This is a genomic window from Belliella aquatica (genome assembly GCF_014637795.1).
Lineage (GTDB): Bacteria > Bacteroidota > Bacteroidia > Cytophagales > Cyclobacteriaceae > Belliella > Belliella aquatica.
The window spans coordinates 1-20276 of the sequence record NZ_BMFD01000015.1; the positions used below are offsets into that span (position 1 = coordinate 1).

At 38.0% G+C, this 20276-nt stretch carries 18 protein-coding genes; 11 read left to right on the top strand and 7 right to left on the bottom strand.

The genetic code is table 11. The features are described from left to right. Nucleotides 1–1246 precede the first annotated feature (1246 nt). The 9 genes from IEV57_RS15850 to IEV57_RS15890 are packed head-to-tail and all read left to right on the top strand — an operon-like array spanning nt 1247 to nt 10411. Complete coding sequence (locus IEV57_RS15850; protein WP_188444026.1) at nt 1247–1876, top strand: hypothetical protein; 630 nt, start codon at nt 1247–1249, stop codon at nt 1874–1876. Between the two features lie 55 nt (nt 1877–1931). Then, nucleotides 1932–4370 (top strand): heavy metal translocating P-type ATPase, encoded by a 2439-nt coding sequence (locus IEV57_RS15855; RefSeq protein ID WP_188444027.1) that lies wholly within the window; start codon nt 1932–1934, stop codon nt 4368–4370. A 2-nt stretch (nt 4371–4372) separates the two neighbouring features. After that, nucleotides 4373–4555, top strand: a complete 183-nt coding sequence (ccoS, locus tag IEV57_RS15860; RefSeq protein ID WP_188444028.1) for a cbb3-type cytochrome oxidase assembly protein CcoS — start codon at nt 4373–4375, stop codon at nt 4553–4555. 2 nt (nt 4556–4557) lie between these two features. Next, nucleotides 4558–6690, top strand: coding sequence for a cytochrome-c oxidase, cbb3-type subunit I (ccoN, locus tag IEV57_RS15865; RefSeq protein ID WP_188444029.1), 2133 nt, complete (start codon nt 4558–4560; stop codon nt 6688–6690). Between the two features lie 11 nt (nt 6691–6701). Further along, nucleotides 6702–6893 carry a cbb3-type cytochrome c oxidase subunit 3 gene (locus IEV57_RS15870; RefSeq protein ID WP_188444030.1) on the top strand — a complete coding sequence of 64 codons (192 nt, stop codon included), beginning with the start codon at nt 6702–6704 and terminating at the stop codon, nt 6891–6893. Beyond that, a complete protein-coding gene (locus IEV57_RS15875; RefSeq protein ID WP_229744538.1) occupies nt 6880–7824 on the top strand; it encodes a cbb3-type cytochrome c oxidase N-terminal domain-containing protein in 945 nt (314 codons plus the stop codon). Before IEV57_RS15870 ends, IEV57_RS15875 begins: the two co-directional genes overlap by 14 nt. Nucleotides 7825–7840: 16 nt before the next feature. Further along, nucleotides 7841–9259 (top strand): cytochrome c oxidase accessory protein CcoG, encoded by a 1419-nt coding sequence (gene ccoG / locus IEV57_RS15880; RefSeq protein WP_188444031.1) that lies wholly within the window; start codon nt 7841–7843, stop codon nt 9257–9259. Nucleotides 9260–9280: 21 nt separating this feature from the next. Beyond that, the gene (locus IEV57_RS15885; RefSeq protein ID WP_188444032.1) at nt 9281–9706 is read left to right on the top strand and encodes a FixH family protein; all 426 of its coding nucleotides are present in this window, start codon (nt 9281–9283) and stop codon (nt 9704–9706) included. Next, a complete protein-coding gene (locus tag IEV57_RS15890; RefSeq protein ID WP_188444033.1) occupies nt 9707–10411 on the top strand; it encodes a sulfite exporter TauE/SafE family protein in 705 nt (234 codons plus the stop codon). A 363-nt stretch (nt 10412–10774) separates the two neighbouring features. On the opposite strand, the gene hemN is transcribed toward IEV57_RS15890, so the two are convergent. The 4 genes from hemN to IEV57_RS15910 form a co-directional block, all read right to left on the bottom strand. Beyond that, nucleotides 10775–12133: an oxygen-independent coproporphyrinogen III oxidase gene (hemN, locus tag IEV57_RS15895; RefSeq protein ID WP_188444034.1), complete on the bottom strand. Its 1359-nt coding sequence runs from the start codon at nt 12131–12133 to the stop codon at nt 10775–10777. Nucleotides 12134–12287: 154 nt separating this feature from the next. Further along, nucleotides 12288–12818 carry a hypothetical protein gene (locus tag IEV57_RS15900; RefSeq protein ID WP_188444035.1) on the bottom strand — a complete coding sequence of 177 codons (531 nt, stop codon included), beginning with the start codon at nt 12816–12818 and terminating at the stop codon, nt 12288–12290. A gap of 23 nt (nt 12819–12841) precedes the next feature. Further along, nucleotides 12842–13975, bottom strand: coding sequence for a membrane protein insertion efficiency factor YidD (gene yidD / locus IEV57_RS15905; RefSeq protein ID WP_188444036.1), 1134 nt, complete (start codon nt 13973–13975; stop codon nt 12842–12844). A gap of 285 nt (nt 13976–14260) precedes the next feature. Continuing rightward, the gene (locus IEV57_RS15910; RefSeq protein ID WP_188444037.1) at nt 14261–15718 is read right to left on the bottom strand and encodes a DUF294 nucleotidyltransferase-like domain-containing protein; all 1458 of its coding nucleotides are present in this window, start codon (nt 15716–15718) and stop codon (nt 14261–14263) included. A 120-nt stretch (nt 15719–15838) separates the two neighbouring features. On the opposite strand from IEV57_RS15910, the gene IEV57_RS15915 reads away from it, so the two are divergent. Beyond that, a complete protein-coding gene (locus IEV57_RS15915; RefSeq protein ID WP_188444038.1) occupies nt 15839–17215 on the top strand; it encodes an amidohydrolase family protein in 1377 nt (458 codons plus the stop codon). A gap of 81 nt (nt 17216–17296) precedes the next feature. Here the strand turns inward: IEV57_RS15915 and IEV57_RS15920 are convergent, their stop codons facing one another. Beyond that, nucleotides 17297–17488 (bottom strand): cold-shock protein, encoded by a 192-nt coding sequence (locus IEV57_RS15920; RefSeq protein ID WP_188444039.1) that lies wholly within the window; start codon nt 17486–17488, stop codon nt 17297–17299. A gap of 89 nt (nt 17489–17577) precedes the next feature. On the opposite strand from IEV57_RS15920, the gene IEV57_RS15925 reads away from it, so the two are divergent. Next, nucleotides 17578–18069: a SixA phosphatase family protein gene (locus IEV57_RS15925; RefSeq protein WP_188444040.1), complete on the top strand. Its 492-nt coding sequence runs from the start codon at nt 17578–17580 to the stop codon at nt 18067–18069. On the opposite strand, the gene IEV57_RS15930 is transcribed toward IEV57_RS15925, so the two are convergent. Together IEV57_RS15930 and hslU are read right to left on the bottom strand one after the other, a co-directional pair. Continuing rightward, nucleotides 18066–18797, bottom strand: coding sequence for an SDR family NAD(P)-dependent oxidoreductase (locus tag IEV57_RS15930; RefSeq protein ID WP_188444041.1), 732 nt, complete (start codon nt 18795–18797; stop codon nt 18066–18068). The two genes, IEV57_RS15925 and IEV57_RS15930, sit on opposite strands and share 4 nt — an antisense overlap. A 64-nt stretch (nt 18798–18861) precedes the next feature. Further along, nucleotides 18862–20265 (bottom strand): ATP-dependent protease ATPase subunit HslU, encoded by a 1404-nt coding sequence (hslU, locus tag IEV57_RS15935; protein ID WP_188444042.1) that lies wholly within the window; start codon nt 20263–20265, stop codon nt 18862–18864. Nucleotides 20266–20276 lie beyond the last annotated feature (11 nt).

A 20276-nucleotide genomic window follows, 5' to 3' on the forward strand; every position in this document is an offset into this window, starting at 1 on the left:
CGAATGGTTCGGCAAGACCCAGCCTATCCACGACTGCGGAACATGCACAGAAGCTCAACACCAAGAAAACAGAAGAACAGAGTTGAAGTTGAGAAAGTAATTGAGTGTACAACGTACCAAGTACGATGTGCCAAGTACCAAATAGAAAACAATACAAAACCCCAAGTGCTCTTTGAGCAAGCAGAGTGTACTTGGGGTTTAAATAAAATATTAGACTTAAATAAAAAGTTAATACCTATATCAGGTATTAATGAATTCTTAATCTGTATATTTATAGAGGAATATGTATTTCACATAATCTTTTTTGTTTTTTATTCAAAAATTGGCTTAAAAATTAAATGTTAGGCTAAATTTTTGCTTAAGAACAAATATATATGATTGCTTGATGATCCTCTTAGTATGATCAAGAGAATAGTGGTTAAAAAGAAAGATCAACTTAAAAATATACAATACCAATATTAAGGTATTCAAAGATCCCTAACCTGTAGATTTATTAAAGGACCACCTGTTTCGGGTGGTCTTTTTTGTTATATAGTTACATAGAATTAATAATTAGTTTGCTTCTGATAGCAAAATGTAAAAGTTACTTTTTTACATGTAAATGATCTTACTTAACATTTGTGACTTATTGTAATACTTTATTTGGGGGCTACTGATGTCATTGACCATTGATACCTGTGAACAGGGGTAGGTCACAATTTGAACTTGTTCTTTACTTCAAGGAGATCCATATCTAGTTAACCAAAAATACAAATAGCCTTAAAAAACCATCTTCGACTTTAATCAAAAAAAAGATCTTTGGAAAAATACATCTTTATGCGCTTTTTTAGCTTAATCACATCTACTCTCCAATCACATCTTGCTAGTAGCTCCCTAGGTACCAAAGTAGTAGCAGTCTAGTATCAACGTTGGGGTAACGTAGGGGATACGTAGACCCCGTGACTAGACCCTGTAATTTCAATTCTTTAAAAAATATATTTTATTATCGATTTTTTTAAATTTAAATTAGTTTCGTTCAAATTGGAATCAATCTTAAAATTTAACTCACAGTTCATTAAATTCTCTCAATTTATCAGATGTCAGAAATGTAAAAAACTATTATTTACATATTAGCGAATAAAAAACTCTTCAATCATTAATCCTTTACCAAAAGCTGACTTTAATCATATTTTCACCTTTTTTATATCACCTTAATGCGCATTCTTCAGCCTTAGATTTGTGATATCTATTACAAAACGATGTGCGAATGAAAGTGGAAACAGATTCTGAGTTTTTGATACCAGCTGAACTGATTGCAAAGCATTACTGCAGTTCATTGCCAAATAATTTCCCCAAAGATCTTTCAGAAGGGAAAGGAAGTCTCATGTGTACTCCCAATCAATTTCCAAGCCTTTTTACGGCGCATTTGCCTGAAGTTTTAGACTGGCTTCATGGAATGGAGATTCCGAAAGGATTAGAAAAAAATCCATGCAAAACACCTGTCTTGTTGTTTGATCAAGAATTAACAATGGAGCATTTGCTGTTTCATTATGATGGTACACCGGCTTCGGCAGACTTGATCTTAAATTTTATACACCTTTTTAAGGATACAATCAAAGGCAGTAAAGCGACCATTATTTCACCTTCATTTATCCCGAAATCAAAACAAAGAGAAGAACAGGATATCATTCAAGCAGTGAGCAATGCGACCTTCGAAACTTCCTTTATAAAGTTTAATTTCTCCAGAATAGGTGACTTCTGGTCTTATGCAGTAAAGCACCAATGCACACTTTTAGTCACTTCTAAAAACAATCAGGCGGATTTGGCTAAAGTGCTATTCCACTTCTATAAAGGTGGGATGTGGTACAATCGGCTTTCATTTTATTTGTCGTTTTGACAGAATTCAAAATATGATGTTTCCTAGTTATTCACTATTTTAGAATCCCAGCATTATGACAAAGATTAACAAAGTAGATACCTCCAAGGCAAGGGCTAACTGTTTCCATTGTGGGGAAACTTGCACAGAAGAAATCATTCATCTTGAAGATAAAGATTTCTGCTGTACAGGCTGTAAGCTTGTGTACGAAGTATTGAATGAGAATGATCTTTGCAATTATTACGACCTTGCAGATAGCCCTGGGACGAATCAAAAAAACTCAAAATCCAAAGACAATAGATTCGATTACCTTGATGATGCCGATATTATCAGAAAATTGATTGACTTCCAAAATCAAGAGGAAACACACATCACTTTTACAATTCCTTTGATTCATTGTGCTTCCTGTATCTGGCTCCTAGAAAATCTTCATAAACTCCACAGCGGAATCATCTCTGGTAGAGTAGATTTTATTAAAAAGAAGGTTCAGGTCAAATTCAATCAAGATCAAATTAACCTCAAAGAGGTTGTCAAACTGCTTTCAAAGATCGGATATGAACCAACACTCAATCTATCGGATATCGATAAAAAAAGTGATCAGGTTACGGATAGAAAACTGATTTATAAATTGGCTTTAGCAGGTTTCTGTTTTGGCAATATGATGCTTTTCAGCCTTCCTGAGTACTTTGCTGAAGCTGAGCTGCTTGGTGAAGAATTTAAAAAGACATTCAATTACCTGAATGTGATGTTGGCATTACCAGTCTTTTTTTATGCAGCTACAGATTATTATAAATCTGCTTGGCTTTCTATAAAAAATAAGGCTATCAATATGGATGTGCCTATTGCTTTGGGTATCATCACCTTGTTTTTCTACAGTCTCTACGACATTTTCTTATTGGGAAATGAAGGTTATATGGATACGTTGGGTGGGCTATTGTTTTTTCTATTAATTGGGAAATTCTATCAACAGAAAACATTCGACACACTATCATTTGACAGAGATTACAAATCTTATTTTCCAGTTGCTGTGACCAAATTGGTTCGAGAGGAGGAAATAGTAATTCCTTTGATCAAACTGCATGTTGGTGACATCATTAAAGTGCGTAACGAGGAGTTAATTCCATCAGACAGCATTCTCTTAGAAGGGGAAGCTTATATTGATTACAGTTTTGTGACTGGTGAAGAAGTGCCGGTGGCAAAGAAGAGGGGAGAGCTGATCTATGCAGGCGGGAGGCAAAAAGGGAATGCACTTGTGCTTGCGGTACAAAAGTCACCTTCTCAAGGATACTTGACAGACCTCTGGAACAATGATGTTTTTGAGAAAGATAGGACGGACAGCTTAGAATCTTTAGCAAATAAAATTTCAGGTAAATTCACCTTTACAGTACTCTTAATTGCATTTTCGGCTTTGGCTTTTTGGGCCTACCAAGGTCAGGTGAGTCTTGGGGTCCTGACTTTTACTTCAGTGCTGATTATCACCTGTCCTTGTGCTTTGGCGATGTCCACACCATTTACTTTAGGAAATACGCTAAGAGTTTTTGGGCAAGGGAAATTTTACCTCAAAAATTCCAATACCATCGAAAAGATGGCAAAGATAGATACTGTGATCTTCGATAAAACTGGAACTTTAACTTCAACTCAAAATGCGTCTGTTGAATATGTTGGAGAAAAGCTTTCTCTAGAAACGAAGGCCATAATCAAAGGAATGGTATCTCAGTCGACACATGCCCTGAGCAATAGAATTAATGCTTGGCTAGATGGAATTCAAGCTGTAAAAATTGATGCTATTCGCGAAGTTGCTGGTCAAGGTTTAACGTGTTTTTACAAAAATCAAGAAATCAAACTTGGTTCTGCGTCTTTTGTCGGGGCGGAAGAGTCAGTAAGGTCCTTTGGAGGTAATGTTGTTTTCTATGCAGTAGAAGATGTTGTTTTTGGTTATTTCTTTATTCAAAGTGGATTGAGAAATGGCATTAGAGAAGTCGTCTCAAAGATTCAAGAAGAAAATAAAGTTCATTTCCTCTCTGGTGATCAAGACCACGAAAGGGCTAACCTGAAAGATGTTTTTGGTGATGGTGTGAATATGAATTTCAATCAAGGGCCAAGTGATAAGCTAGCCTACATCAACAAACTCAATAGTAAAGGAGCAAATACCCTAATGATAGGGGATGGCTTAAATGATGCTGGAGCCCTGAGGGAAAGCCAAGTGGGGATAGCTGTGACAGATAAGGTAACCAATTTTTCTCCTGCCTCAGATGCTATTATGGATGCTTCGGTGATGGAAAAATTACCTGCATTCATGGCTTTCACAAAATCTAGTAGAAACATCATCAAAGCGAGTTTTGGACTCAGCTTTACATACAATGCTGTCGGAGTATTCTTTGCGGTGCAAGGATTGGTAAGTCCGGTTTTCTGCGCCATTCTGATGCCGATTAGCAGTATTTCAGTGGTCTTATTCACCACATTCACGACCAACTATTTGGCATACAAAAGAGGTCTCAAAGATAAAATCTGGTAACCATGGAAGTAATATTCATATTGATAGCAATCAGCCTTGTATTAGCAGGATCATTTCTTTTCCTGTTTTTCAGGGCAGTCAAAGGAGGGCAGTTTGATGACAATCATACACCCGCGATTAGAATTCTATTCGAAAACAAAACAGTAACCAAAGATAAAAAAGTACCATCAACTAAATCTAAGTAAGTATGTCAGGAACAACATTGGAACAGTTCAGTTACGACAACAAAATCGTAAAATACTTCGGCGTAGCCACCATTGCTTGGGGTATCGTCGGGATGTTGGTCGGTGTATTAGCAGCCACCCAGCTGTTTTTGCCCGAGGCCAACTTAGGGAATCCCTACACCACATTCGGGAGAATTAGACCGCTGCACACCAATGCGGTAATCTTTGCCTTTGTGGGAAATGCGATTTTCGCTGGGGTTTATTATTCTATGCCAAGATTGCTCAAAACGCCCATGTTTAGCAAAGCACTCAGCTGGTTTCACTTCTGGGGATGGCAATTGATTATTCTTTTGGCAGCAGTGACACTCCCTTTGGGATTGACTAGTTCAAAGGAATATGCAGAATTGGAATGGCCGATTGATATCTTGATCGCTATCGTGTGGGTTGCTTTCGGTGCGAACATGATTGGTGCATTGATCAAAAGAAGAGAAAAGCACATGTATGTAGCGATTTGGTTTTATCTCGCTTCTTTCGTGACAGTCGCAGTCCTTCATATTTTCAATTCATTGGCACTGCCTGTTTCTTTCTTCAAAAGTTACTCTGCTTATGCAGGAGTACAAGATGCCTTGGTTCAGTGGTGGTATGGACACAATGCGGTGGCATTTTTCTTGACTACACCATTCCTTGGATTGATGTATTATTACCTTCCAAAAGCAGCAAATAGACCGGTATATTCTTACAAACTCTCAATTATTCACTTTTGGTCCTTGATTTTCTTATACATCTGGGCAGGACCTCACCATTTGCTTTATACGGCATTACCAGAGTGGGCTCAGATTCTTGGAGTTGTATTTTCCATCATGTTGATTGCTCCTTCTTGGGGTGGGATGGTCAATGGCCTTTTGACTTTAAGAGGTGCTTGGGATAAAGTACGAGTTGACCCAGTTTTGAAATTTATGGTCGTAGCAGTGACGGCCTATGGTATGGCAACTTTTGAAGGGCCTTTACTTTCTCTGAAAAATGTAAATGCCATTGCTCACTATACAGATTGGATTGTAGCGCACGTCCACATTGGCGGTTTGGGTTGGAATGGTTTCTTTACCTTTGCAATGTTGTATTGGTTATGGCCAAAAATGTGGAAAACAGACCTTTTCTCTACCAAATTAGCGACTACTCACTTTTGGTTAGGGACAATCGGGATCTTGTTTTACGCACTTCCAATGTACGTAGCGGCATTGACACAATCATTGATGTGGAAAGAATTCTCTGATGCAGGTAGATTGGTTTACCCGAATTTCTTGGAAACAGTCGTTCAGATTGTCCCAATGTATATGTTGAGAGCTTTCGGTGGTGTATTGTACTTGTCAGGTGTATTCTTGATGGTGTACAACATGTTTAAAACAGCCAAACAAGGAACTTTCGTACCTGAAGAAGCTGATGAAGCGCCTGCATTATTACCTCACACTGAAGAAAAAGGAGAGTTCTGGCACAGAGCATGGGAAAGAAAACCTATTTTCTTCACAGGATTAGCCACAGTAGCTATCTTAATAGGTGGTATCATTGAGATTGTTCCAACCATTTTGGTAAAATCAAACGTGCCAACTATTTCAAGTGTACAGCCTTACACTCCTTTGGAACTGCAAGGCAGAGACTTGTATATCTCACATGGTTGTGTGGGTTGTCACTCTCAAATGATCAGACCTTTCCGTTCGGAAACTGAGCGTTTCGGAGAATATTCTAAAGCAGGTGAATTTGTCTATGACCGTCCATTCCTATGGGGATCTAAACGAACGGGTCCGGACTTACATAGAGTGGGAGGGAAATATCCAGACAGTTGGCATTATCACCATATGGTTGATCCTTCGAGCATGTCTCCAGGGTCACTTATGCCTCCTTACCCATGGTTGGCTACTAATATAATGGCGCACGAAGATGTACCAGCGAAGATTAGAACCTTACAAAAGTTAGGTGTTCCTTATCCTGAAAATTATGATCAACAAGCCAATGCAGACTTGGAGCTTCAAGCAGATCAAATTGTGAAAAGCCTTCAGTCTGCCGGTGTAGAAGTGATGCCGCAAGCTGAAATTGTTGCACTGATTGCTTATCTACAGCGATTAGGAACAGATATCAAGAAGACAGCAGCTACTAACCCTTAATTCACAGAACTATGAAAAAAGATATCTTAAACTCGATAGAGAATATAGAAATCTATCCAATTATCTCCTTGTTGATCTTTGTGCTCTTCTTTGTGGGGATGTTTATTTGGGTAGTCAGAGCAGACAAAAATTATATTGATCATATGAAAGATTTGCCTTTCGATGAGGAATCAAAAAAGAACAGCGGCTATGAAAAAGTTTAAATTCTTACTTACGATGCTGATAAGTTTTTCATTTACTTTATCAGCATTTGCTCAGACAAGTGAAGTCTCTTGGGTGACCAAACTTCAGGAAATGGATACCAGTCAATTAACCCTCTTGGTAATATTGGCAGTGGTTTTAGGAGTGATCCTTTTGCTTCTGGTCTTGATGATTTACTTAATGTCATTTATGGTGACCGTATTCAAAAAGCAAAGCCCTGAAAGAGCAGCAGAACCTTCTTGGTGGGATGAATTCAAATTGAAATACATCGTCGGAAGAATGAAACCGGTAGGTGGAAAAGAAGAGAAAGAGATGATGCTAGATCACAGCTACGATGGTATTGTTGAATTAGACAATCATATGCCACCTTGGTTGGTAAATGTATTTTATCTTTCCATTGCTTTTGCTGTGGTTTACTTTACCTATTATCAAGTATTAGGTTTAGGTCAAACACAGATCGAAGAATATCAAGAAGAGTTGCAAATAGCAGCAATACAAGCCGAAGAGTACAAGTTGTTGGCATTAAGTTCTCTAGATGAAAACTCTGTTGTATTTGATTCTTCTACACCTGCCATCAATTCTGGAAAGGCGATTTACGACACCAACTGTGTTGCTTGCCATGCAAGTGACGGGGGAGGTGGAATCGGCCCAAATATGACAGACGAATATTGGATCCATGGTGGTGGAATAGCTGATATTTTCAAAGTAGTCAAATATGGCGTTATTGAAAAGGGAATGATTCCTTGGCAAGACCAGTTGAGTCCCGAAGAAATGCAGAATGTTTCCAGCTATATCCTGACTCTACAAGGAACCACACCTGCTAATCCGAAAGCACCTGAAGGGGAGAAATATGAACCTGCTATCGAGAGTCCTCTAGATGCAATAGGGGATGATGAACTGGGATTAGTTCCAGTCGAGGAAGTGGAGAGTTAAATTTAAATAGAAGGAAATGAGTAGCAAAAAAGAGGTTTTCGACCCTAATAGCTTTAGAGATTCTTTGGGGACAATGAAAGAGGATGGTAAAAGGAACTGGGTTTACCCTAAAAAGGTGTCTGGTAAATTTTACCGTTGGAGAACCTACTTATCTTGGGTTTTACTAGCAATCTTGTTTGCTGGGCCATTTATCCAAGTAGGCGGGAGACCTTATATGCTGTTCAACATTTTCGAGAGGAAGTTTATCATCTTTGGGGCAGCTTTTTGGCCTCAAGACACGCATTTACTAATCTTCTTGCTACTCATTTTCTTTGTTTTTATCATTCTATTTACAGCAGTTTTTGGAAGAGTCTTCTGCGGATGGGCCTGTCCACAAACTTTGTTTATGGAAATGGTATTTAGAAAAATCGAATATTGGATAGAAGGCGACGCCAATCAGCAGCGCAAACTCAATGCATTGCCCTGGACTTCAGAGAAAATCTGGAAGAAGGGTTTGAAATTGACAATATTCACCTTCATCTCTCTTTTGATCTCACACACTGTCATGGCTTATTTGATAGGGGTGGATCAAGTGATTGAAATAGTCAGTCAACCCCCAGCAGCACATTTGTCTGGGTTTATAGGATTGATGGCTTTTACTGGAATCTTTTTGTTTGTGTTTTCATGGTTTAGAGAACAAGCTTGTATTGTAGTCTGTCCTTACGGAAGATTGCAAGGTGTACTCCTCGATGCCAACTCGATCAATGTGACTTATGATCATGTGAGGGGAGAGCCAAGGGGAATGATCAGAAAAAACAAGATTGAAGAAACTCCAAAAGGAGATTGCGTGGACTGTAGCCTATGCGTGCAAGTTTGTCCCACCGGAATTGATATCAGAAATGGTGTACAGATGGAATGTGTCAATTGTACCGCTTGTATCGATGTATGTGACGATGTCATGATCAAAGTAGATAGGCCTACTGGCTTGATTCGATACGCTTCGGATAATAGTGTGCTGAAACAAACCCAAAAACTACTAACTACAAGGGTGAAAATTTACTCTGTACTCTTAGTGATTTTAATGGGTGCTTTTGTAGCCTTGATTGCTACAAGAGATGATCTTGGAGCGACAGTCACGAGATTCAGAGGAATGACTTACCAAGCTAGAGATACAGGTGAAATTAGTAATCTTTACGAAATGTCATTTATCAATAAAACTTTCGATCAGCAGTTGGTGGAACTACAAGCTGAAGACCCTTCCTACCAAGTAGAGGTGGTTGGAGATCAGAATTGGACCTTAGCCGGTCAATCGAAGTTTGACGGGAGATTCTTCATCGTCAAAGATCAAAAAATGGTCAGCGTAAACCAAGATGATGTGGTGCTTTTACTCCTTCAAAATGGAGAAGTGATTGATAAAATCAAAACGAGTTTCGTAGGGCCAATTTCAAAAGAATAGAGCATACCTAAAGAAAATATAATGGACTGGGGAAAAGGAATAGTTATCGTAATTGCGGTCTTTGTCTTGTTTATGGCAGGATTGGTTACCATCTGTGTGAAGCAAGATGATATCCATTTAGTAACTCAAAATTACTACGAAGAGGAAATCAAATATCAGGATCAAATTGATAAAATCGTCAATGCCCATAACTTGGATTATGAAGTGTTGGCTTACAACACACAACTCAAAAGAGTTGTAATGAATCTTCCGGTGGGATCCAAAGGAACGGTGCATTTATTCAGACCATCTGATGCTAGATTAGATCAAAAAATTGACTTCCAACTGCTCAATGTAGAAGAAAATTATATTGATGTAAAGGACTTGAAGGCTGGATATTGGAAGGTGAAATTGACTTGGGAGGAAAATGGCGTTGCGTACTACGAAGAGAAAAAAATCAATATTTAAATGATTTGGACTGCGTTTTTATTGGGTTTCTTGGGTTCATTCCATTGTCTTGGAATGTGCGGACCTATTGCTTTGGCTATTTCAGCAAAAGACAATGCCCCATTTCTGCGCAATAAAATCATCTATAATCTCGGCCGAACACTCACTTATTCTATCTTAGGAGCCATCATCGGAATGGTCGGCTTTTCCTTAGCTTTGGCTGGAATTCAGCAATGGATATCTATTGGCATGGGAGCATTGATTTTGCTGATGGCTTTTTTCTACAAAAGAGCCGAAAGAGTCATTACCCAATCAGGCTTATTTGGAGCAGTTTACAAATTAAAATCTTCCTTAGGATACTTTTTGAAAAAGGGTGGGAGCGCAGCATTTTTTGCTTCAGGCCTCCTCAATGGACTACTTCCTTGTGGAATGGTATACATCGCATTGATCGCATCATTAGCTTTGCAAAACCCATTGAATGGCGCTATTTACATGTTCTTCTTTGGGATGGGAACTATCCCCATGTTGATCGCGGTGATGGTATCAGGAAAGATCTTATCGATTAAAATCCGAACGAAACTCACAAATGCTTTACCATACTTGGCGATGTTTATCGGTATTCTTTTCATCGTCCGCGGATTAGGCTTAGGGATTCATTATATCAGTCCAAAGCTTCATGTTTTTGACTACGGAACTGAGAAGATAGAGATTACAATGTGCGAGTAAGAAGAGATGCTAGATTTTTAGAGCTAAGAAGTAAGAGCCAAGAACCAAGAATTAGAGACGAGAAGCAAGAGACGAGAATTTTAAATTTGGAATCATCAAAAGAATCAAGCGATTAAACTAATAAACTTCACAACCTTAAAACCTTTTAAACTTTTAACCCAATCAACAATTCAACTTAATCAACGAATCTGGCCACCCCAAAAACCTTCCAACTTTCCAACCTTCCAACTTTCCAACCTTTCAATTTTTAAATCTTCCAATCTTCCAATCTTCCAATCAAATAACAAATCTCGCCACCCCAAAAACCTTCCAAATTCCCAACCTTCAAACCTTCCAATTTTTAAATCTTCCAATCTTCTCTCCTCAAATCGCCTTACTAAAAACAAACTGCCTCTCTGTTTTTTCTTGCATTCTTAGGTCAAAGGCGGTGCAGATATTCCTCACAAAAGGAAGACCCAGTTCTAATATTTCGATACCAGAGGCATCAAATTGAATCAAGCCTTCTTTTTGGAATGTGGTTAGTTTTTCTAAGTTGCTTGGACTGATATCATGATAAAACGTAGCGTCCCATTCAGCAACCTGATTACAAATCAGATTCAAAATCAAATCTCTCGTAGCAATATCCTCTGAACTCATAGCGTGTCCTTTTGTCAAAGGCAAATGCGTTAAACCAATCTGCTCTTTGTATAAATTGATATCTTTGACATTTTGACCATAAGCATAGTAGATGTCAGAAATTGAGCTATTTCCCAACCCGATCAATATTTTGGAGGGGGAGGTAGTGTAGCCCATAAAATTCCGATGTAGGGTTTTATTTTCTTTGGCTTGATAAAGTGGATCATTCTCAAGGGCAAAATGATCCATGCCTACCTCGAGATAACCTATTTCAGAAAGGATTTGCTTGCCTTTTTCATAAAGAGCTCTTTTTTCTTCTTCTTTGGGAAGATATTGTTCGAAACTCTTTTGGGCTGGAAAAGCGGAGGGCAAGTGGGCATAGCTGTAAAAGGCAATACGGTCAGGCTTCAAAGAAGAGACTTTTTCGAACGTGTCCTCAATCGTAGCAATGTTCTGATGTGGAAGCCCATAGATTAAATCAAAATTCACAGATTCATAGCCAATTTCTCTCGCGATGTCAGTGGCTTCTTTTACCTTTTCCAAAGGCTGAATTCTGTGAATGGCCTTTTGTACATCTATGTTGAAATCCTGAATTCCATAGCTGACACGACGAAACCCCAGATCAAAAAGTGTTTGTAAATGGTCTCTTGTCGTATTGTTGGGATGTCCTTCAAAACTCAGTTCAGCCTCTTTCATCAATTCGGAAGTACCAAGAATAGACCCCAACATTCTCTTAAGAGATGATGGAGAAAAGAAAGTTGGCGTTCCACCACCAAGGTGTATTCCTGCTAGTTTTGGTTGGGTCTCAAAAAGAGAAAGGTATATTTCCCATTCTTTAATTACACTTTCGATATAGGGTGTCTCGACTGCATGATTCTTTGTAATGCGCTTGTTGCAGCCACAGTAGGTGCACAAACTTTCACAATAGGGCATGTGGATATAAAGTGTAATGCCTTCAGAATCTCCAAAATCTTCATATGCGATTTTGACCAGTTTTTTCCATTTCAACTCATTCATATCATCTGCCCAAAGTGGAACAGTAGGATAGGAGGTGTAGCGAGGTGCTGGTACATTGTATTTCTGCAGAAGGCTTGGTTGGTGTGACATTTTTTCTCAAATCGATGACGATACAAAAATGCCAAGAAGTTGACCCAATTATGATGACTACAATTATTTCCAAAACTGATAAAAGTCATCTAAAAAAATAAAAAAAGCCCATCACAATCGTGATAGGCTTTAATTAATGTACTTTCGTTTTTTCTTATTCTACTGAGATTTGAACATCTTGTGCGACTCTTCCATCTACCGAAAACCCTGGAGGAATTACAGCATCTTTACCCTTTTTAGTCAGAAACAAAATACATACAAGCACGCCAAGTAAAATTGCTGCAGTTTGTTTGTCTTCTCCTTCTTCGTACACTTTGGCATTTGTAAGCCTTACTTCAGTACCATCTACTGCTTCTACAGTTTTGATTTCAACTTCAACAGATCCTTCCTTACCAAGACCTTTAGCTTTGTTTACTCTAGTAACCTGAGCTTTTGCCCTAGCACCTCTTCTAACCACTGTTTTACCATTTACCTTTACATCGTCAACTACAAAAAAGTCGAGTGTTTGACCAGCGATTAAATTAGCTGAATTGATTTCGGTTGAATTTTCAACTGAGATCACAGTTCCTGAAGCGAGTTTTACTTGTTCAACACTTTTTGAAGAAAAAGACATTGTAAGCATAGAGATTGATAGCAAAATGCTAAAAACCCTAATAGAACGTGAGTTTTGGATAAATTTGATCATAAAATATTTAGTTTGTGTTTTGTTTAATTGAAAGAGTACATTAATTTTTTCTTGTAATTTTCTTTTTGGCTGGTATTATATCTCTTCGCTGCTTTGTAACCACCAGAAATATTGCCTATATAAAATGCGGTTGAAAACATTCCAGTAAGGATGCCAATGCCATAATTCTCAGTTTTGAAACTTGTATAAGTAGCGTATCCTAATAATCCATTGAGAACTAGAGAAGAGATCCCAGTTGTGGTGTGGCCCGAATACATATATCCAGCTCCCGGAATTATCCCTAAAACTCCTGCCAAAACTGGCTTTTTTTGCTTAAGGCTAGTGATGGAATTGATCGTCTGAATGTTTTGAGACAAATATTCCCTGAAGATATAATTCTCAGAGACCATAGCGTATTGCTCCTGTACCTTGTCGAATTGATCAAGCTGTGCATATAGAAACCCTTTGAAGGCCAATCTTCTGTCATTAATATCTTTCCAATCGATATCACTATCTAGAATTTCAATAGATTTTTCAGTTTGGTTTAGACCAAACCAAGCCTCACTGACTTTAAGTATAATATTCGGGTCATTTGCAAGTAATGGATTTTTAAAATTTCCATGTTCAAAAATTATTTTCTCATATTCTTCAATAGACATTAATGCCTTGAAATAATTATACTCAAGAGTTAGAGTCTCTGTTGGGTCTTCGAATTTCAACCTATGATACTCCGTTATTGCTTCTCTGTAAAGCTGTTTGTCAATGAGGTGAAGAAAGAATTTAATGTCATCTGAAATATTTTCGTCAAAACTTTTAGAATATTCCTTTTCACTTTTTTTGAACATTTGACTATTCGAGTCAGGGTATGTAACTAAATCAATGAACTTAAATTCTCCCTCGACTAACTCCATGTCATAAAACTTATGCTCATGACCGCATCTTGTCAACCGATCACTTGTCATCAAAAAACCATTCACTAAACCTTTTTCATTAAATGCCTCCATTGCATATTTTGAACAACTAGGATACATAGGGCATTTTTGAGATCTAATATCACTGATAAACTTTTGGTAAAAATTGTAAACATCCCCCGGACTTTCTTCTTGAGAAAAAGCAGGATATTGAATTAATACAAGAATAAATAAAAATAGAAAGCTTAGTACCTTGTGTAATGTCATTATTTAACACTTCTTTAATGTTTCAAATATAGTTTAAATAATTATTTAACACTAAATAATCTATCAGTCAATTAAAAATTATTTATTTCATTTTTACAAATGCAATCTTAAGTAAACCTGATAGTATCCATAAGTTGAAAAAGTATTTTTTAGATCACTTTAATTGTCAAGAAGTTGACTTGAGAGGAAGAGGATAGTTAGTATTTATCCTGAAGACCAAATTATATTCAAAGGGGAAAAGAGGCAATTTCTTTGTTAAATAAAAGTTTCAGTATTTAATTTTTTTTAAAACAGATTCTTAGTAAACTCGATTTTAATCTTGAGTTGAAATTCCTTGATGACTTTGAAAATCTCTACCAAAGTAACCATTTGAACTTTCGTCAGTTCCTTGATGCGAACAAAGTTTTCAGGAGATTTATTTTCTTCGATGATCATCAAAGCTTGCTTTTCCAATCGCAATGCCATCAGGTAATAATATGCATGCTGAAGCTCTTGGGCTTCTTTTTCTGTAAAAATGCCCTTTTGCTGAAGTGTGATAATTCTCTTCCCTGTATTTGTCTCAAAAATGCGATTTTTCAAAGCGAAAATCCTCACCAAATCCACAATTGGAGTCATCGTTTTTTTGATGTCAAAAAACTTCTCCCCCTCGATTTTGAAGGTTCTTATGTTTTTTAAAAAAGTAAGTGGTGGCTCAAATTGCAGTGCATTGTTGCCCATGTTTAAGAAAAAACGCTCTGTTGGATTCTGAAGTTGGAGATCCATAAAGCCTTTCAACTCTTCCAAAATTCCAAAATCTCCATAGATCGCTCGGCAGTCAAAAAAAGTAGAATATTTCATGACCGTCTCTTGTGTAGATTCCTGAATCCAACTTTCATAATTGCGCTTCCAATGCGAGAGCGAATGGGTCCATTTGGGATTTTTAGCCATAAAACCACCCAAGCAAAAGCTGAAGCCTATATGATCCAAAGCAGTGGAAACTCGATTGGAAAAATCTAAGAAATAGTCTCTTACTAACTCTCTTTGTTCATTGGCTTTATCCTCGTAAATGATGGCATTGTCTTGGTCGGTTTTGAGTGTTTGCTCTCCGCGACCTTCACTTCCCATGACGAAAAACACAAACTTCGCCGGAGGTGTGCCTATGTCAGAAATAATGTTTTCGATCACCCGCAAGGCAATCGTATCTGAGACAGTGGTGACGATTTGATTGATAATTTCAGATTTTAGCCCATTGTCAATCAACTGATGAATGATCTTTGGGACTTGCTGCCACTTTTCCCTAAGTTCATCCTCGTCTAGAGCCTGTTTGACGGATTGGATAAAAATAAATGGCCCCTGAGATTGTTCAGTAAGGATCTTGGTCCTACTTATCCACCCAACGTAAGTGTTTTTGTATTTTACCAGCAGATACCTAGTTTTGGTCTGAAACATCAGCAATAATGCTTCATAAAGAAAGGCATTATTAGAAATTGCAACTATTCCCCTGTCCATGATGCTACTGATAGGAGCTGAGGTATCCATTTGCTTAGCGATTACCTTATCTCTAAGCGTGATATCAGTCACAAAACCAAGAATATTCTGATCAGAATCTCCGATAAAAAGGCAAGAGATCTTCTCCTTTGCCATGATTTGGGCAGCTTCAAAAATAGGTCTATCGACTTCACAGATCCGAAGGTTTCGATGATGCATATCACCAACTTTTTTCGAATAAAATTTATCGGTGTTGATTTCTGTGGATTGTATCATGTAGCTAGGATTCTCAATGGTGAAAATAATTAAAATTATTAACTTAGACTATTGTAGTTTTGGATGGATACAATTCCTTAACAAAAGTAGCCCTAATTATAAATCTTAAACATTCAATCCATGCATAGCCTTAATTTCAAATCGGTCTTAACCGCTTTTATATTCAGCATTACTACCCAAGTGTTTGCACAGGATTATGTATTTACTTCTGTCAATGTTATTGATATGGTAGGGGAGAAGGTTCTTAAAGATCATTACATCCATGTCAAATCAGGAAAAATTCATGCGATTAATCCAGAGGTACAAGGTATTCCCACAGATAAAAACACCACAGTTATCGATGGTAATGGAGCTTTTGTTTTTCCTGGGTTAGCAGAAATGCATTCCCATATTCCGACAACAAATTCGGATGATTACTCCTATCTCCAAGATGTTATGTGGCTTTATTTGGCCAATGGGGTTTTGAATGTCCGAGGAATGATCGGTCACCCTTCCCATTTGGTTCTCAAAGAGAAAATTAAAAATGGGGAAATTACAGGCCCTAGGATTTTTGCCGCTGGGCCATCTTTGAATGGGGATTCTGTGGAGGATGCGAATGCTGGAAATCGAATGGTGAGAGAGCAAGCAGATGCAGGCTATGATCATCTGAAACTTCATCCCGGATTAGACATGCCAAAGTTCATGGCAATTTCTACTACTGCGAAAGCAAAAGGGATTAAGTTTGGAGGTCATGTGTCATTGGATGTGGGTTTGGAGAACGCCCTACTCAATGGCTACCTATCAATAGAACATATGGATGGCTACATTGAGTATTTGATCGATGACAAAAGCAAGTTGGACCCTCAGATAGCGGGACCTTTCAGTATGTTGCTCGCCAAAGAAGCAAATATGGATCGCTTACCTACAATTATCGAGCTGACACTAGCTCAGGGAGCTTGGATCGCACCGACACTTACGCTATTCGAGAGATTTTTTGGATATATTCCAGCGGATGAATTTAGACTGGCTCCTGAAATGAAATATATGCCTGGACTACAAGTGCAGCAGTGGGTAAACCAAAAAAAGATGCTGGAAGGTCAAGGACTTTTGAAAGAGGAGAATGTGATTCCATATCTTGAGTTCAGGAAAAAGCTTCTGATAGCCTTGCATGAAAATGGTGTGCCGATCATCATGAGTTCGGATTCTCCACAGGTTTTTAACGTACCGGGTTTTTCCATTCATCATGAAATAGAGGCAATGTCAATTGCGGGGATCAGCAATTATGAGATTTTGAAGTCTGGTTCGGTAAATGTGGCTAAATATTTTGAAAAAGAAGGGGAGTTCGGACAGATACTCCCAGGCGCATCGGCCGACTTTGTACTTTTAAAAGGGAATCCCTTGGAGAATTTGGAGGCATTGAAAGAAATCCAATCTATTATGGTAAGAGGGGAGTGGATTCAAAAAGAGAAATTAGAGTCAGAATTGGAAAGAATAGAAAAGAAAAATTTGAGAAAATAATTGTGAAATTTAGGTTTAAAAAAAGAAAAAGAGCGATGATAATTCACCGCTCTTTTCACTTCACCTAGTGCTGGGGTTTTACTATACTTTTTTTACATTTATAGCGTTCAGGCCTTGTTTGCCTTCTTTTACCTCAAAGGTCACTTTGTCATCTTGCGAAACTTTGTCGACAAGCCCTGTGGCATGGACAAATACATCATTTTGAGACTCGTCATCAACGATAAATCCGAATCCTTTCGCTTCATTGTAGAATTTTACTGTTCCGGTAAGCATAATAAATTATCAAATTATGTGGTTAAATGTTCAATAAATGTAAATAAATGAATCAAAAAAACAAAAATATATTTCGTTAAATTGCCAAAATGAAAAAGTTAATTATCATAAGACATGCAAAATCCTCTTGGGATGATCCTTATTTGGATGATCACCAAAGACCATTGGCTGGCAGGGGTTTGAGAGATTCTCCAAGAATGGGTCAGAGACTGAAGCGTGAAAATATCTTTCCAGATAGGATGATTTCCTCAGATGCAGTTCGAGCAGAAGCTACAGCCTTGATTATTGCAGAGCAACTTCATTTCCCGAAAGATAAAATTGAGTTCACGAGAAAATTATATCATGCCTCAGCTTATGCTATCTTAGAATTGCTTAGAAATACAGGAGATGATACGAATACACTTTTCATCTTTGGTCACAACCCCGGATTCAATGACTTGATTGATTTACTCGGAGGAGAAATAGACAACCTTCCAACTTGCGGTCAATATGCTTTTAAATTTGACACCAATGCTTGGAGTCAAATAAGCAAGAAAAATTCGCAAATATGGTTTGTTGACTATCCTAAAAAAGAAGACTAGAATTCTCTAACATCTTGCAAAACTCCCTTAAACTGATCTTTATTTTCAATCAAGTAAATGATTTTCTCGGCTGCTTCTTGAGGACTGCTCAGTGCATTGTCTTTTTTAAGACCCGTAAATTTACCCAATAATGAAAAGCCGTCTTCTGGTGCAGAGCGAATATCCTCTTGCATATTGGTGTCAACTACTCCAGGAGATAGCGCAAAAAACTTAATCTTTGAGTTTGAGATGTGAGCCTCCTCTTGCGCGGCCTCGGTCATCATGTTGAGGGCCGCTTTGGAAGATGAATATCCTGACCAGCCGTCAATACCTTTTTTGGCAGCACCAGAGCTGATATTGATTACCATTCGCTCTGCCTTTTCATAATCTCGGTAGCTTCTCACAAATTCATTCATCAAAAGAGCAGGAGCAATGGTGTTGATGTTGTGGATAGCCTGAATGTTTTTAGCTTCTAATTTCCCAAAGTAATCAATCTGACCAATCCAGCCAGCATTATTGATCAATACGATACGGTCTAAATCTCGGGTCGGAAATATCTTTTCAAAATGATGAATGACTACATCAAAATCTCCAAGATCAAGAGCAAAGTGTTGAATATTTGATTTTTCTGCTTCTACAGCTGATCTAGAAATGCCGATAATCTGATTGTTAGAATTCTGACTCAGCAGATCAACCAGTGCTTTTCCAATTCCTTTACTTGCACCAGTGATAATAAAAAGTGATTTCATAGCTTATGATTTTTTCATTCTAAAATAAAAAACGGCTATCAGGATTCCTGATAGCCAGTTTAATTTATAAGATGTATTGTGATAAATCTCGGTTTTTGATCAATCCACTCAGTCTTTCGCTGACCATTTCCTGCGTGATCATAATTTTTGAATTCGCCTCGATGGTATCAGGTACTTCGAACAGGAAGTCGTTCAACAAATGACTCATCACGGTATGCAATCTTCTCGCTCCGATATTTTCAACTTCCTCGTTGATCTGAAATGCTAACTTTGCAATTTCTTTAATAGCATCATCATTGAAGTCCAAATAAACTTCCTCTGCCTCAAACAAAGCTTGATATTGTTTGGTCAAGGCATTTTTTGGATCCTTCAAGATTCTGTAGAAATCATCTTCTGTAAGACTACTTAATTCTACTCTAATTGGGAACCTACCTTGAAGTTCCGGGATCAAATCTGAAGGCTTGGCTACGTGAAAAGCTCCCGCTGCGATAAATAATACGTGATCTGTATTGATGATGCCATATTTGGTATTTACGGCAGAACCTTCTACGATAGGCAATAGGTCGCGCTGCACACCCTCTCTAGATACATCGGGACCACTTCCTCCTTTTCCACTTTTAGAAGCAATTTTATCAATTTCATCTATGAAGATAATACCATTGTTTTCTGCAAGTTTAATAGCTTCTTCCTTCACATCATCAAAGTCTATCAATTTGCTCGCTTCTTCTTCCAAAAGCACTTTTCTTGCCTCACCAATAGTCAATTTCCTCTTCTTGGTTTTCTTCGGCATCATTCCGCTCAACATATCTTGGATACCTGCCATGCTTGCATCATCCATCATGCCATTTCCAATCATGCCAATTCCTACAGGTGGGCTCTGCTTTACATTGATCTCAATCTTCCTGTCTTCAAGTTCTCCATTTCGAAGTTTCTCCCTGAACCGATCTCTCGTTCTTTCATTGAGTTCTTCGTCTGTGGAACTCTCCGGATTGAATTCATTAGAGGCAGTGTTGATATTTCTGGTGAATCCAGCAGATTTTACTGGTGGAATAAGAATGTCTAAAATAATTTCTTCTACCGCTGAGGCTGCTTTCTCTTTGACTTCTTCATTCTTTTGGGCTTGTACGAGGTGAACAGATTGTTCGACCAAGTCTCTTACCATACTTTCTACGTCCCGACCTACATAGCCTACTTCTGTAAACTTAGAAGCTTCAACTTTTGTAAATGGCGCATTGGCAATCTTAGCAAGTCTCCTAGCTATTTCTGTTTTACCTACACCGGTAGAACCGATCATTAGGATGTTATTTGGGACGATATCTTTCTGAATATCCGTCTTTACCATCAGTCTCCTGATTCTATTGCGGAGTGCAATGGCTACATTTCTCTTGGCATCATGCTGACCGATAATGTATTTATCCAGTTCAGCTACGATTTGTCTTGGTGTTAAATCTTTAAAATCACTTCTCATATTTTCTGACG